A 14,418-nucleotide genomic window follows, 5' to 3' on the forward strand; every position below is an offset into this window, starting at 1 on the left:
GGAACGCGTTGCAGGAAGTAAGCCGAGGAGGGTGAATTTCGTATGACGACGGGGAGAGTAGGGAGTACGGGGGATGTTGGAAGTGTTGGAGGCGTGGGTGGTACCGAGGATTTCGGGCATGCTGGGAATGTGAGGAGTACTGGAAGTGCTGGAAATGCCTCTGGTTTGCTCAAGCACGTTGCCAGTGTTGCGGAACTTCGGGAGCTGCAGCCGGACGGCGACGGGCAGCTCGTCTATGTGGACGGGTACACGCGGCGTGGCGATGGCGGTGGCAAGCTTGTTCGCTGGCAGTCGGACAGCCGCAGAGCGGATAACGGCGGGACGGTTCACGCAGCTTGTCAAGGCGGCGAGGGGCGATGGGAGACTGTGCATCAGGGCGTCGGGGATTTTCGCTGGTTTGGGGTATTGAGCCCGGAGCACAATGCCGACGATGCGTTGGACGCGATGGTGAACGATCCGGCCATCCACCGGGTGGAGGCGCGAAACGATTTGAATTTTGCCAGACGGCATCGGTTTCATCGCAGCGGGATTGAGCTTGATTTTGGCGGCCATAGGGTGACGACGGAAGGGATCGAGCGGAATACGAAGGATAATCCATTCGGGGCTGTGTTGTTTTTTCAGGGTCAGGCGACGGGGGAGAACCAGTCCGTTGTCCTGACGGAGGAGCTGCCGGAGCACACGGATGTGCTGGAGGTGGCGGATGCCGGGGCTTTTGCTGTGGAGGAGTGGTGGATCGCCCGCATCGGGAATCTTCCGGAAGGTGGAGCGCAGCGTGAGCTGGACTATTTGCTTCAGGTAACGGAGATTGTGGATGAGCGGCATGTGCGCGTGAATTACAAGCTGGGGTGGCCGCTGGCGGCGGGACGCGAAATCTCTTTTAAAAAAATGCAGCCCGTGTTCCGAAGTCATGTACGCAATATGCGCTTTGTCGGCGTGTCTGTGCCGGATAACGGCTCGACGACGGTGCGGCCGACCGAGGATTGGGACGGCATCGGCTCGCATCCCATTGCTTATGAGTTCGCGGTGTCGTGCGATGTCAGCGATGTGGAGGCGACGAAGGTGTTTTGGCCGGTCGTGGAGCGGCGCTACTGTACGCATTACGTGACGGAACGGTGCCGGCTGACGAATCCGGAGGAGGTGATCTGGGGCGGAACGGGCTATCTCACGCAGCAGCTCAACGTGCTGTACGCTCATGTACGGGATTGCCATACGAGCAATGCGCGGCATTTGAATGATTTTACGTGCGCGGCGTATGCGATGGTTGAGAACTGTCATGGCGACGGGGACGAGCACGGAACGTTCGTGACCCATGGTCAATTTGAGCACGACCTGACGTTTGTCGGGAACTCCGGCCTACTTTCGTTTGCGAACAGCGGAACGACGTGGGGGAACAGCGCAAAGCGGATTACCGTGAAAAAGCATGTGGCGTCCCGGGTCGTCGCTCACAAGTGCATCACCGACCTGACACTGGAAGATGTGCATGCGATCTGGCAGGAGGGGCTCGTGGACGCCGGGACGATCTGGGCGAACACGGACGGTCTGCACATGCGCGGCTGCACGGCCGAGACGATGCTGACGCTGTCGCAGAGCTCGGCGCGCTCGAAGCGGGCGAACGTGCTGGACGGCTGCGCGTTCGTCATGCAGCCCGGCGCCGAGCTGGCGCGCCTGCCAGGCAGCGCGCTGCCTGGTTTTGGGCCCGTGACGAGCGACGTCACGGTGCAAAACTGCCGGATCACGGGCCTCGACGGTAACGTGATCGGCAGCATTCGCAGCCTCGTGTTCATCAACACGTGGCTGTATGGGGCTTCGCCTGCGGCTCGGCCGCTGCAGGCGGGCTGCGCGGAAGTCCGCCTGCACGGCGGCGGCCTCGTGGACAGCGGAATCGCGCTCTGCGATTTCCGCGAGGGGGGTGCACCAGCGGCGGAGCAGACGCTGGTGGTCGACGGCGGCGCCGTTCTCCGCGGCACGAACGCGGAGAAGGCGCTGCTGCAAGGCGGCGGTGCGGGCCGCCTTGTGCAGTGGCGCATCGGCGCCTGCACGAGCGAAGCGGCAGGCGCCGATACGGCGCACTTTTGCCTGCAGGCGGGACGCCACCGCATGCGCGTGGTCGGCGCCGGCTTCGCAGGCGGCCGGTTCGACGTGGAGCCGGGCGCGCTGGAGCGCGGCTCCTATCTGTTCATGATGTCCTGCGTAGAGGAGGACGTCGACCGCTCTGCCCTGCCGGCCGAATGTGAAACGGTGCGGCACACGGCGGGGAATTTGCTGCTGCAGTAGGCTCCAACGGAGCCGCTCCAGGCGGAGTGGTCAAACTCCTGAGTAAAGGGGATAATGGCCGAAGCGGGGCGGACCAGCACATACGTCACTTGTGGCCAGGCCCGGGCTATCTCGCTACAAAGATGCAAAAAAGCAGGAATTTTCCCAAATCGCGCTCGATTTTTGGGAATGCCTGCGATTCAGCAGGTATTTTTGGCAGAATGGCCTCATTTGGGGCAAACTTGCCCAAAAAGCTGCTTAATCGCAGGTTTCTTTTTTAAAGTCCTTCGGTCCGGGGGGAATACCTGCAAATTCGCAGGAATTTCCCGTGGGAGCAGAAGTAGAAGCAGGAGCAGAAGCAGAAGAAGCAGGAGAATAGTTAGCTGGATGGGGGAAGGGGATTCGCAACAGTAGCAGTCTACTTACAGCATCATCATCGCACCCCAAAAAGTCGCAGTCTAGAAAAGTAGCATAATGAATATTGAAGAACATCGATCACACATCGAGGTTTCATCATAATTGAAATAGTTGCCTTTTTTCTGCTCGTGGTTTACATGAGTCACAAAGACCAATGACCTTTCCTAGCTCATCAGAATAAAAATAAAGTCGATTGAATTTTTTGCGACAATAAGTACAGGCCTGATACTTTGACTTACTACGATTCGAACTAAGTTTAACTACCTTGGACTTCTTAATTTTTTCACTATTTTTCTTTGTTCGTAGATATAAGATGAACGTCATTACAAGCACCAGAATCCCAATACAGACAATCCATGACATAATCATTCCCTCGCTTCATATTGTTTTCTTCGTAGTGTGATGCAAAAGAAACATACAGTCAAGGTAGGTAGGGCATTGAACACCGGCTGAATATTAAATGACTTGGAGGGCTAATATGCCAATAGCAAACACGATCCTTCAGTAGTGCTGCCAGCGGAAGAAACGCCGGTTAGAATGACATTTGATAAGGTTGAATCGATCGATGTAGCGATTTGGGCGCTTGAAGAAACAAAGAAAATGATGCTGGAGAAAGAGAACGCGACTGAATAGCGAAGGACATGGGAGGCATAACGATGGTTATGACTGAGGGTTATTATCGAAACCGTAAAGAGTTGCTGCAGAAGATGCTGAGGTTCTGAAAGAAAATGCGCGCTCGGTGGATAGTTGTAAACGTGAAGGCTCCGAAATAGGGAGATGTTGGTGCGGTAAATTTGGAACACCGACTGAGGATCATAACTAAGACCCCCATTTTAGAAGCGGAGGCCAATAGGTACAAACCTAATGTATTTTTTCTTTCCGGCGCAACCAGTTAATGTTTAAATCAAGGTCATTTTTATTACTTGCTCTATTTTGTGATATGACATCCGTAAGGTACTTAACAACTATAGGTATTAAAAGCATTACTAAAAATGACCCGGTATATGTCCAATTCGTTAGTTTATAAATACCCAAATGGACGAAAATCGGTTCACCAATGTAGGAGTTTAAAATTGAATAAATTACGGTCGCCAATAAAAAAGAACTCCATCGTGTGAACCACTGGTACACTAATGCGATTATGCTTGGAATAGCCAAAAAATTTACGGCATTGAGTCTAGCGCTGAACGGTAAGAATTCGTAAGGGTAAATCCACCTTCCCATATAAGTACCCGTTTCATCAAACGTTCCAACAATCGCCAAAGCAATTAAAAAAGCAACTGCGATGGTTGAGGTTCTTCTCCGATCTGCAAGTAAGATTAATAACCCAAATAAAACAAAGTTAAAAAGTAAAATGATCCACCAATTTGAAGTGAATAATTCATGGTTGTACCAATGACTTGTATTCAAAGTATTTAATTGAGATTGCATAGATTCCATTTCGTTTTGAGTCATCCTTCTAACCTCCGCGAAAATGCTGTTTTGTTAGATATATGAGCATTTTGCTCTTTAAATGGATAATTTATACAAACATTTATTAGGTAGGTGACAGAGGCGCAACAACGCCACACCAATTTCATCCCTTCCCATCCATCCGGAAATTCAGCCGATGCCTCTATAATTTGCTCCAGAAACGAACTTGATTCTATCCAATGTAACTATATCAGGTTGCCTGTAGGTTAGGAATAACCCAGCAGGAGCCTATTTTGCGTTACTTGAATGTTACTTAACATGACATTTAATTCCGAATATTAAATTATTCTCTATTTAAAGTCATATAACATAACATTGAAAACGATTCCAAAAATAAAAAATCGTTGACAGCCCACCCCAGCCTCTTTATAATGAAAAACATCAGAAACAAATCACAAAACGAAGTTAATGCACAATCGTGGTTTAAATTACAAATCAGAAGTAAATCAGAAAAGAGGTAGGGTTATGAAGGCAGTCAAAGGCATCAATGGCTCAGCGCAATTATTGGAGCTTCCCGACCCGAGCATGATTTCGCAATTCGTGAAGGTACGAACCCAGTTCTCTGTCGTGAGCGTTGGGACAGAGTTAATGATGATATCGAATAGCGGAGATGCGAATCTGGGGTATAGCGCCAGCGGCATCGTGGAAGAGGTTGGTGAGGGTGTTACGCACGTCGTGCCTGGACAACGTGTAGCTTGCTACGGCGTTCCCGCGCATCGGGAGGTGCTCCTGGTACCGAAGCACTTGGTCGTGCCGGTGCCTGACAATGTCTCCCAGCCCGAGGCCGCTTTTGTCGGTATCGGGGCGATCGCGATCCATGCGCTGCGCCAGGCGAATCTGAGTTTTGGCGAGACGGTTATCATCGCGGGGCTGGGCATTCTAGGTCAAGTGATCGCCCGCATCGCGCACGCCGCTTCTTACAAGGTCATTGGTCTCGAGCTCATGGAAGAGCGATGCCGCATTCTGGAGCAGATCGGTGCAAAAGCGTGCCGCACCCCCGAAGAATTGAAGCTGGCGATCGAAGCGGATCCCGCATGCAAGGGCGCAGATGCCGTTCTCCTTTGTGCCAGCAACCGAAAGTTTAGTATGATGGATGATGCCATAGGCTGGCTGCGGGATCGCGGACGCGTCGTCATTGTCGGGGATACCGGCACGGACTTCGATCGGGATTTGCTTTTTATGAAGGAAGCGAGTGTACACATTTCAAGGGCAGGCGGCCCTGGCCGCTATGAGGATACGTATGAGCAGCAAGGCGTCGACTATCCGATCGGTTTTGTCAGATGGACGGAAGGCCGCAATATGAGCGAGTTCATCCGCTTAGTTGCCGAGAAGCGTCTCGACATCCGCTCTTTGATTACGAATGAATGCATGATCGATGATTTGCCTTCGATGTATAAGCAGTGTTTTGACACACCGCAAGCCTCGATGGGAATCGTCGTTCGCTATTACCAGCCTGAACCCGCTCAGCCTGCACAATCCGCATCCTTTGGCACACGATAAAGGGGGTAAAGGATCATGGGAGCCAGCGCCAAACCGCTGACCGGCGATACGTTCGCCAAGAAACCGTTAGCAACACGTGTATGGAAAACGCTGCTTCGTTATAAGTGGCTGTACCTGCTTATGCTGCCGGGCATCGCTTACTACATTGTGTATCAATACGTACCGATGCTCGGGCTGATCATTGCTTTTAAAAAGTATAATCTCATGAAAGGCATGTGGGGCAGCGATTGGGTCGGATTCGATAACTTCCGGGTGATTTTCGCTTCGCCGGAATTCCCAAGTCTGGTGCGAAATACGCTTCTGATCTCTTTGTACCGCATCCTTTTTAATATGCTGCCGGACGTGATGCTGGCGTTGATTTTAAATGAAATTCGCTCGCCCTGGTTCAAAAGAGTTGTCCAAACGATAACGTATGGTCCTCATTTTCTATCATGGATTATCGTGTATGGCCTTGTCTTCTCGTTCTTTGCGCCTGGTGCCGGGCTCGTGACAACGCTATTCCGTGATATGGGTTGGGGTAATCTCGATATTTTGCAGAATTCGGAGTATTTCCGGACGCTGCTGGTGTCCTCGGATATTTGGAAAAGCACGGGCTTCGGCGCCATCATCTACTTAGCTGCACTGGCCTCCATCAATAACGAGCTGTATGAGGCTGCGGTTGTGGACGGGGCGGGGCGCTGGCGGCAAATGTGGCACATTACCCTCCCGGGTATCCGCGAAGTATTTATTTTGCTCCTGATTCTACGGATCGGTCATATTATGGATGCCGGCTTCGAGCAGGTGTACATCTTCCTGAATGCTCGCGTCTATGATGTCGGCGACATTCTAGATACGTGGATATTCCGGCGAGGCATCGAGCAGATGGAGTTCAGCGTGCCGGCTGCGATGGGTGTTTTCAAATCCGTCATCGGTCTCGTGCTTGTCGTCGGGGCCAATAAGCTGGCCAAAAAAGTCGGCGGATCCGGCATCTGGTAAAGGAGGCATCGACCATGGCATTCGTACTCAAAAAAACAAAATCCGACCGCGTCGTAGATGCCGTTCTGTATACCGTGCTCGGGCTGTTCTGCCTGGCAACCTTGTTTCCAATTTACTTCGTGTTCGTCATGTCGGTCACGCCGTATACGGAAGTGCTCAAGAATGGCGGCTTCGTGATCGTTCCGCATTCCGTGACGTTCGAAGCGTTTAAAACGATTTTCTCCAGCAACACAGTACCTAAGGCGCTTCAAGTGACGGTTTTTCTCGCCGTCGTCGGAACGGCTTGCAATCTGGCGGTAACGACGATGCTCGCATATCCGCTGTCCAAAAAGTTCCTGCCAGGCCGCAACGTCGTCCTGATGGGCATTGTGTTCACGATGCTGTTCTCGGGCGGGATTATCCCGACCTATTTGACGGTCAAAGCGACCGGATTAATGAACTCCATTTGGGCGCTGATTATTCCGGGACTTGTGTCTTCCTTTAATATCCTGATTATGAAGACGTTTTTTGAAGGGTTGCCGCATGAGGTGGAAGAGGCCGCCAAGGTGGACGGCTGCGGGGACATTGCCACGCTGCTTCGCATCGTGCTTCCGCTTTCACTTCCGATTATGGCGACGCTCGGCTTATTCTACGGGGTGAATCACTGGAATGCGTACTTCGGCGGGGTCATGTATTTGAATGACCGCTCGCTGTATCCGCTGCAGGTTGTGCTTCGCAATATGATCGTCTCGCCGGCCGTCTCGCAAGAGCTTGCGGTTCCGCAATCCGCGCTGAACACGCTCCCGCCGGAAACCATCAAGATGGCGACCGTTGTCGTCGCGATTGTCCCTGTGCTGGTGGTGTACCCGTTCTTGCAGAAATATTTTGTTAAAGGCATGCTGCTCGGCGCCGTGAAGGGATGACCCTTGGCGGCCCCGGTTCGGCAGGGGGAAGCGTGATCCGCTTATTTTATCCGGGGAGGTGACGGGCTGGAAGGTTTCGCATAACGGCAGACCGGCGCTGCAGTCCGATTCAGACAGAGGCAATTGTGCGCTATGTAATGTTTCATGATCATACTTATTCAGACAACGAACAGGGAGGTCTTTTAAATGAAAACGTTATCAAAAGTAGCTATCTCACTGGTGGCATCCTCGCTCATGCTCAGCGCATGTTCGGATTCCAAGGAGGAGTCGAAGTCGTCGACAACCCCGGCTAATTCTGCTGCAACATCTGCCAACCCGGACGCGAAGAAAGAAAAGCTTGACCTGAAATGGATGGTCATCGCCGATGCCAGCGCGCAGCTGCCTGCGGCTGACAAGGATTTTGTGAAAAACGTCATTGAAGAGAAGTTCAACGTCAAGCTGAATTGGACGTATTTGCCGAACGGGCAGGATTACACGACCAAGCTGAACACGATGATCGCGTCCGGCGACATTCCCGATGTCTTTTATGCGGACGGTATTTCTTCCAATAACTATATTCGCGACGGTGTGGCCCGTGATCTGACGGGGATCGTGACGCCGGCGAAAATGCCGAACTACTTCAAGTACTGGGTGACCGAGGCCAACCTCAAAACGTATCAAGTGCAGGGCGCCTTCAAGCGCGCACCGGTGCCGTATGAAACAAACTACTACCGTACGTTCTACATTCGGAAAGACTGGTTGGATAAGCTTAATCTGAAAATGCCGACGAATTACGACGAGCTCGTCAATGTGATGAAAGCCTTCACGTTCAACGATCCGGACGGCAATGGCAAAAACGATACGTACGGCTTTACGGCGGCGGGCAGCGGTACCAGCGTGTCGATGGATTTTCCAGAATTCCTGAAAAATGGCTTTGTCGGTGACACGTATGTGGATAGCAACGATCAATTTATCGATGTGCGTACCGACATTCGCATGCAAGGTGTGCTGGATGATATTAAAAAGCTGCTTGATCTGAAAGTCGTCGATCCGGACTGGTTCCTGAACAAATATGGCCAGCATTTTGATAAGGCGGCGCAAGGCAAAGCGGGCATCGTCATCGGCCAAGGGCGCGACCTCGCGTTTGACAATAACCCCGCAGGCCTGCAAATGAAGTCCAAGCAAGCGGGTCAAACGACTGCCGATTGGGAGCCGTTCCATCCGTGGGAGAAGACGGGCACTTGGGTCGAAACGATCCCTGGCAATCCGTTTATGATTTCCTCGAAATCGTCTGACGCCAAAGTGCAGCGTTCCATCGAAATTCTTGACTGGCTCGCCGGCGAAGAAGGGTTCCTGCTGACGCGCTACGGCAAAGAAGGCGTGGACTACAAACGCAGCGGCAATAACATTGAAGTGAATCAAGAGGCGTACAAAAAAGACGTGACCGACAACAACAACTTCCTGGAAGTGTACGGCTGGTTCACACCACGTAAACCGGAAGTATACGGACTGAACGTCATCGATCCGAACATCACAGAGCGCGACAAGAAGATCATCGAGAAAATTAATTCCTATAAAATACTCCCTTCCGTTGGCACAGCGCTGACGGTGAAGGAAGGCATGGATTTGGCGGCGATGCGCAAACGGATGAATGAGCTGCATGTACAAATCCTGTTCAAAGACAAGGACGCATCGAGCTGGCCGCAATACCGTCAAGAAATTATGACTAAATTCGGCGGCAAAGCGATTTTTGACAACTATGCTGAGCTGGCAACCGCAGCGAAAGGCAAGCCGATCAAGTTCAAATCCGACAACTAGGCGTTCGTTCCAAAGTCTAGGGAAAACCAAGTCAGGCTGGCAAGTTCCTCTTGCTCGCCGGTCTGACTGTTTCGTTATCCCTTTTTTCGCTCACAAAGGAGGTTGTTGACGTGCGATTGCGAGGAAAAAGAGCGTGCATTACCGGCAGCGCCCGCGGAATTGGCCAAGGCATCGCTGAGACGTTCCTGCAGGAGGGCGCGCATGTCGTCCTGCTCGACTATCGGGCGGATGAGCTGGCGCACACAGCGGAGCGGCTGCGGGAAGCTGCCCGCGAGCGGGGAAGCGATGCCGAGGTCGCGACAGTCGTCTGCGATCTCAGCGTGCCGGCGCAGGTGGAGCAGGCGGCCGAAGCGGCATGGCGCTGCTTCGACGGCATCGACCTGCTCGTGAACAATGCCGGCATCGCCCAGCGCGAGCCGTTCGTCGACATCCCGCTGGCGCGCTGGGAGAAAATCATCGACGTCAACCTGAACGCGACGTTTCAGCTTAGCCAGTGGATGGCGAGAGGTATGATCGCCGAAGGCATTTCCGGCACTATCGTCAATATGGCGTCGAAGAACGGCCTTGCTGGCAGCGCTGTGCTGGCGCATTACAACGCCTCGAAAGGCGGCGTTGTGCTGCTGACGCAGTCGATGGCGGTGGATCTTGCCCCATACGGCATCCGCGTTAACGCGGTGGCGCCGGGGTTCATCGACACGCCGCTCGATCGCGAGCTGAAGGAGCAAGCGGCGGGGACGCTGCAGCTGACGACGCGCACGCCGATGCGCAGATTGGGGAGCATACAGGAGGTCGCGAATGCGTTCTTGTTCCTGGCATCCGACGAAGCTTCCTATATCACCGGCACGACGCTAGTCGTCGATGGCGGCCATCTGGCGAACGCGTGCGATTTGTAGAGGAACAGAACACATCCAGAGGAGGACTTGCAGCCATGTCAGAGCAAGATGATCGCTCGGAGCGGGGAGGACAGCGCCGGGGGGAAGCTTTTTTTAACGATACCGGGCTGTGGGGGTTTATTCACCGCTCGTTTACGAAATCGATGGGCTACACGGACGACGATTTGAAAAAGCCGGTGATCGGCATTTGCAACACGTTCAGCGAGCTTAATAAATGCCATTCTCACTTTCGGGAGCTGACGGAGTATGTCAAGCGTGGCGTGTGGCAGGCTGGCGGGCTGCCGATGGAATTCCCGACGATTTCCATTGGTGAACCGTATGTGAAGCCAACGACGATGCTGCTGCGCAACCTGATGGCGATGGACACCGAAGAAATGATCAAAGCGCATCAGATTGACGGCGTCGTCCTCATCGGCGGCTGCGACAAAACGGTGCCGGCCCAGCTCATGGCAGCCGTCTCCGCCAATATTCCGGCGATTGTGCTCACCGGCGGGCCGATGCTGAACGGCAAGCTGAATGGCCGGACGCTCGGCGCCTGTACAGATTGCTACCAGTTTACCTTGGAGCATAAAGCGGGCAACATCACCGACGAGCAGCTCACCGTCGCGGAAAATGCGATCTGCCGCAGCGACGGTCACTGCATGGTGATGGGCACGGCCTCCACGATGGCGGCGATTGCCGAGGCGCTCGGCATGGCTTTGCCCGGCTGCGCCGCCATCCCGGCGCCGGATTCAAGACGCCGGCATATGGCGGAGCTGACCGGTAAGCAGATCGTTGAACTCGTCCACCGGGACATCCGGCCGAGAGACATCATTACCCCCGAATCGATCGACAATGCGATTCGGGTGACGATGGCGTGCGCAGGTTCCACCAATGCGATCATCCATCTTGTGGCGATTGCCGGTCGGCTCGGCTACCGGCTGCCATTGGAACGCTTCGACGAGATCAGCGCGACGACGCCGTTTATTTTGAATGTCCGTCCATCCGGCAAGTACCAGATGGAGGAGTTTTTTGAAGCGGGGGGCGTACCCTCGCTCATGAAGGAAATCGAGCCGCTGCTGCATGGCGGCTGCCTGACGGTCACGGGCGGCACCGTGACCGAGAACTTGCAGGGCGTGCTCGTGCCGGACCGCGAGCTCATCTATCCGCTTGCGGCGCCGATCGCCCCGCAAGGCGGTATCGCCGTACTTCGGGGCAACTTGTCCCCGAACGGCGCGCTGATCAAGCAGACGGCGGTGTCGCCGCATCTGCGCAAACATACCGGACGCGCCGTCGTGTTCACCTCGCCGGCCGATCTGAACGCGCGCATCGATGATCCGGACCTGGACGTGGACGAGAACAGTGTACTCGTCCTCCAGAACGCAGGTCCGAAGGGCGCGCCGGCGATGCCGGAAATCGGCCAGATTCCGATTCCGAAGAAGCTGCTGCTGCGCGGGGTGCGCGACATGGTGCGCATCTCCGACGCCCGCATCAGCGGCACGTCGTACGGCACGCTGATCGTGCACGTCGCGCCGGAAGCGGCGATCGGCGGTCCGCTCGGCCTCGTGCGCGACGGTGATCTCATCGAGCTCGACATCGACGGCCGCAAGCTGGAGCTGCACGTCGACGAGGCGACCCTCCGCGAGCGGAGCGCGCAGTGGCAGGCGCCGCCGCCGGCGTACGATCGCGGCTATGGCCTGCTGTTCCTGGAGCGGGTGCTCCAGGCGGACGAGGGCTGCGATTTTGATTTTCTGCTGCCCCCTGAGCTGCGAAACACCAAGTGAAGACAGACTGCACTTATCTCTTAGATGATAAAGGAGCTGTGACACGATGTTCTTCCAGAGTGAAGAGAAAGATAGCCAAGCCAATACGAAAATGAGCCGCCGCAAAATGCTCGCCGCCCTCGGCGCGACCGGCGCGATGCTGGCAGGCAATGCCATTGCGCCGCATGTGGCTTCGGCCGACAACGATTTCGGCAAGGGCGGCGGCGCCAGCGGCATCGAAGATCCCGTGCAAAGCGTGAGCAGCGTTGCCGAACTGAAGGCGATCCCCCTGGGTCAGCTTTACGATGGTCTGTATGTGTTCGTCGCCGGCTACACTGCCGCAGGGGACGGCGGCGCGAAGCTCGTTCGCTATGTCGCTGGCAGTACGAAGGCGGACAACGGCGGCACCGTGCACAAGCCGGTGAAAAACGGCCAGCCACGCGACAAGGTCGACGATAAAGGGCGTAAGCCGGATCGGGGCGACGGCGCGTTCGAGGTCGTCCACAGCGGCGTCGGCGACCTGCGCTGGTTCGGTATTTTCGGCGCTAACGTTAATGCGGATGATGCGCTGGATGCGCTCGTGGGCGACCCTGCTTTTTATCGCGTGGAAGGGCATTCCAACCTGAACTTCGTGCGACGCCACGTGTATCACCGCAGCGATATTGAGGTTGATTTTCACAACTACACGGTGACGACTGAGGGGATTGAGCTGAACACGCTGGATAACCCGTTCGGCGCGGTAATGTTCTTTCAAGGTGTGAAAAACACGTCCGTGACGCAAACCGTGACGCTCAGCGAGGATATTCCCGAGTATTCGGATATTTACGAAGTGGCGAATTCGTCGATGTTCGAGGTGGACAGTTGGTGGCACGCGCAGATCAAGAACAATGCCGCCGGCAGTGCGCAGCGGGAGCTGGATTATCTCGTCAAGGTGACGGAAGTGTTCGATGGGACACATATAAGGCTGAATTATAAATCCGGCTGGCTGCTCGCCAAAGGCCGCTCCATTACGTATACCCGGGTGAATCCGGCTTTTCGCTGCAACGTGCGCAATATGAATTTCGTGGGGATTCCGGTGCCGCCGAACGGCACGAGCGTAAGGCCTTTCCCGACGTGGGATCAAATGGGCTCGAACCCGGTGGCGTATGAATTTGCGGTCGAATGCGATGCTTCGGGCATAAAAGCGACGAAGGTGTTCTGGCCGGTCGTGATGCGGCGCTATAACACGCATTATGTGACGGAGCGCTGCCAGCTCATGAATCCGGAGGAGCGCGACTGGGGCGGCACCGGCTACATGACGCAGCAGATCAACGTGCTGTACGGTCATATCCGCGACTGCAATACGAGCAATGCGCGGCATTTGAACGATTTTACATGTGCGGCTTATTGCATGGTGGAGAACTGCCACGGGGACGGTGACGAGTACGGGCCGTTTGTGACGCATGGACAATTTGAGCATGATTTGACGTATATTGGGAATTCGGGCTTGCTATCGTTTGCGAACAGCGGGACGACGTGGGGGGACAGCGCCAAACGGATCACCGTGAAAAAGCATATCGCCTCGCGCATCGTCGCGAACAAACGCTTGACCGATCTGACCTTGGAGGATTGTCATGCGGTGGTGACGTACACGAGGCCCGGCGTGAAAATGGCGAATTCCGGCTCCATCTGGGTCAATATGGACGGCCTGCAGATGCGGGGCTGTACGGCGCAGGAGATGGTCACGATTTCCAAAGGCTCCTCCCGGGGCAAAAGAAAAAACATCATCGACAGCTGCTCGTTCGGCATGCTGGCGGGCTATGAGCTGGCCCGACCGATCCGGTCGGGGACGACGCAGGTCGGCTATACGCCGAGCAATGGCGAGCTCACGATTTTGAATAGTGAATTTACCGGTGTTGTGGACGTGAATTTGGGGAGTATCAATAAGCTGAGCCTGATCAATACTTGGTTTAAAGGTGTTCCCGGTGTAGGCGGCACCGTCAAGGTTGGTACGCGTGAAATCGTCATGCAGGGCGGCGGCCTCGTCGACTGCTGCCTGCTGTTCACGGGCGCTTGGGACAAAGTTGGCGACGTCAACAATGCGCAAGGCAAGCCCGATCAATGGGTCACCATTGATGGTGGCGCCGTGTTCAGCGGGGTGAACCCGGAGAAGGCGTATTTGAAAAGCGTCGATCCGTCCAATGTGATCACCTGGAAGTTCGGCAACTGCACGAGCGCGGCCTCGTCTGCGGACACGATGCATTTTGGCTTGCAGGGCGGGTTGCATAAGCTGAAGGCGGTCGGTTCTCATTTTGCAGGCGGGAAGTATGGTGTGGACGTTGCGTTTGGTGGGGCCGCGTATTTCTACATGGCGTCCTGTGTGGAAGAAGGCGTGAATCGCGCGATGCTGCCGGCGGAATCCGCTACGGTGAGGCATTTGGAAGGTAATTTGCTACTGCCGTGACGTTGGGCGATCGGGCTGGGTTG

Annotated in this window: 9 protein-coding genes; 8 read left to right on the forward strand and 1 reads right to left on the reverse strand. The window is 54.8% G+C overall.

Going from position 1 to position 14,418, the window contains the following annotated elements:
• Nucleotides 1-42: 42 nt before the first annotated feature.
• Complete coding sequence (locus ABE504_RS02615; RefSeq protein WP_430084064.1) at nt 43-2,274, forward strand: hypothetical protein; 2,232 nt, start codon at nt 43-45, stop codon at nt 2,272-2,274.
• Nucleotides 2,275-3,531: 1,257 nt separating this feature from the next.
• On the opposite strand, the gene ABE504_RS02620 is transcribed toward ABE504_RS02615, so the two are convergent.
• Nucleotides 3,532-4,125: a CBO0543 family protein gene (locus ABE504_RS02620; RefSeq protein ID WP_430084067.1), complete on the reverse strand. Its 594-nt coding sequence runs from the start codon at nt 4,123-4,125 to the stop codon at nt 3,532-3,534.
• Nucleotides 4,126-4,608: 483 nt separating this feature from the next.
• On the opposite strand from ABE504_RS02620, the gene ABE504_RS02625 reads away from it, so the two are divergent.
• The 7 genes from ABE504_RS02625 (at nt 4,609) to ABE504_RS02655 (ending at nt 14,395) form a co-directional block, all read left to right on the forward strand.
• A complete protein-coding gene (locus tag ABE504_RS02625; protein WP_430084070.1) occupies nt 4,609-5,643 on the forward strand; it encodes a zinc-dependent alcohol dehydrogenase in 1,035 nt (344 codons plus the stop codon).
• 15 nt (nt 5,644-5,658) lie between these two features.
• Nucleotides 5,659-6,618, forward strand: a complete 960-nt coding sequence (locus ABE504_RS02630; RefSeq protein ID WP_430084073.1) for an ABC transporter permease — start codon at nt 5,659-5,661, stop codon at nt 6,616-6,618.
• A 14-nt stretch (nt 6,619-6,632) separates the two neighbouring features.
• The gene (locus tag ABE504_RS02635) at nt 6,633-7,520 is read left to right on the forward strand and encodes a carbohydrate ABC transporter permease (RefSeq protein WP_430084076.1); all 888 of its coding nucleotides are present in this window, start codon (nt 6,633-6,635) and stop codon (nt 7,518-7,520) included.
• A gap of 186 nt (nt 7,521-7,706) precedes the next feature.
• Entirely contained in the window at nt 7,707-9,317 is a 1,611-nt protein-coding gene (locus ABE504_RS02640; protein ID WP_430084079.1) for a hypothetical protein, read from the forward strand.
• Between the two features lie 110 nt (nt 9,318-9,427).
• Entirely contained in the window at nt 9,428-10,210 is a 783-nt protein-coding gene (locus ABE504_RS02645; RefSeq protein ID WP_430084082.1) for an SDR family NAD(P)-dependent oxidoreductase, read from the forward strand.
• Nucleotides 10,211-10,245: 35 nt separating this feature from the next.
• The gene (locus ABE504_RS02650) at nt 10,246-11,973 is read left to right on the forward strand and encodes an IlvD/Edd family dehydratase (RefSeq protein ID WP_430084085.1); all 1,728 of its coding nucleotides are present in this window, start codon (nt 10,246-10,248) and stop codon (nt 11,971-11,973) included.
• Nucleotides 11,974-12,019: 46 nt separating this feature from the next.
• Nucleotides 12,020-14,395 (forward strand): hypothetical protein, encoded by a 2,376-nt coding sequence (locus tag ABE504_RS02655; RefSeq protein WP_430084088.1) that lies wholly within the window; start codon nt 12,020-12,022, stop codon nt 14,393-14,395.
• Nucleotides 14,396-14,418: the final 23 nt, after the last annotated feature.

Source organism: Paenibacillus oryzisoli (assembly GCF_050467285.1).
GTDB classification, from domain to species: Bacteria; Bacillota; Bacilli; order Paenibacillales; family NBRC-103111; genus Paenibacillus_E; species Paenibacillus_E oryzisoli_A.

Excerpts from the sequence above, each read along its gene's own strand:
- ABE504_RS02650 (WP_430084085.1), top strand. The coding sequence starts at position 10,246 with ATGTCAGAGCAAGATGATCGCTCGGAGCGGGGAGGACAGCGCCGGGGG.
- ABE504_RS02625 (WP_430084070.1), top strand. The coding sequence starts at position 4,609 with ATGAAGGCAGTCAAAGGCATCAATGGCTCAGCGCAATTATTGGAGCTT.
- ABE504_RS02630 (WP_430084073.1), top strand. The coding sequence starts at position 5,659 with ATGGGAGCCAGCGCCAAACCGCTGACCGGCGATACGTTCGCCAAGAAA.
- ABE504_RS02655 (WP_430084088.1), top strand. The coding sequence starts at position 12,020 with ATGTTCTTCCAGAGTGAAGAGAAAGATAGCCAAGCCAATACGAAAATG.
- ABE504_RS02635 (WP_430084076.1), top strand. The coding sequence starts at position 6,633 with ATGGCATTCGTACTCAAAAAAACAAAATCCGACCGCGTCGTAGATGCC.
- ABE504_RS02640 (WP_430084079.1), top strand. The coding sequence starts at position 7,707 with ATGAAAACGTTATCAAAAGTAGCTATCTCACTGGTGGCATCCTCGCTC.
- ABE504_RS02620 (WP_430084067.1), bottom strand. The coding sequence starts at position 4,125 with ATGACTCAAAACGAAATGGAATCTATGCAATCTCAATTAAATACTTTG.
- ABE504_RS02615 (WP_430084064.1), top strand. The coding sequence starts at position 43 with ATGACGACGGGGAGAGTAGGGAGTACGGGGGATGTTGGAAGTGTTGGA.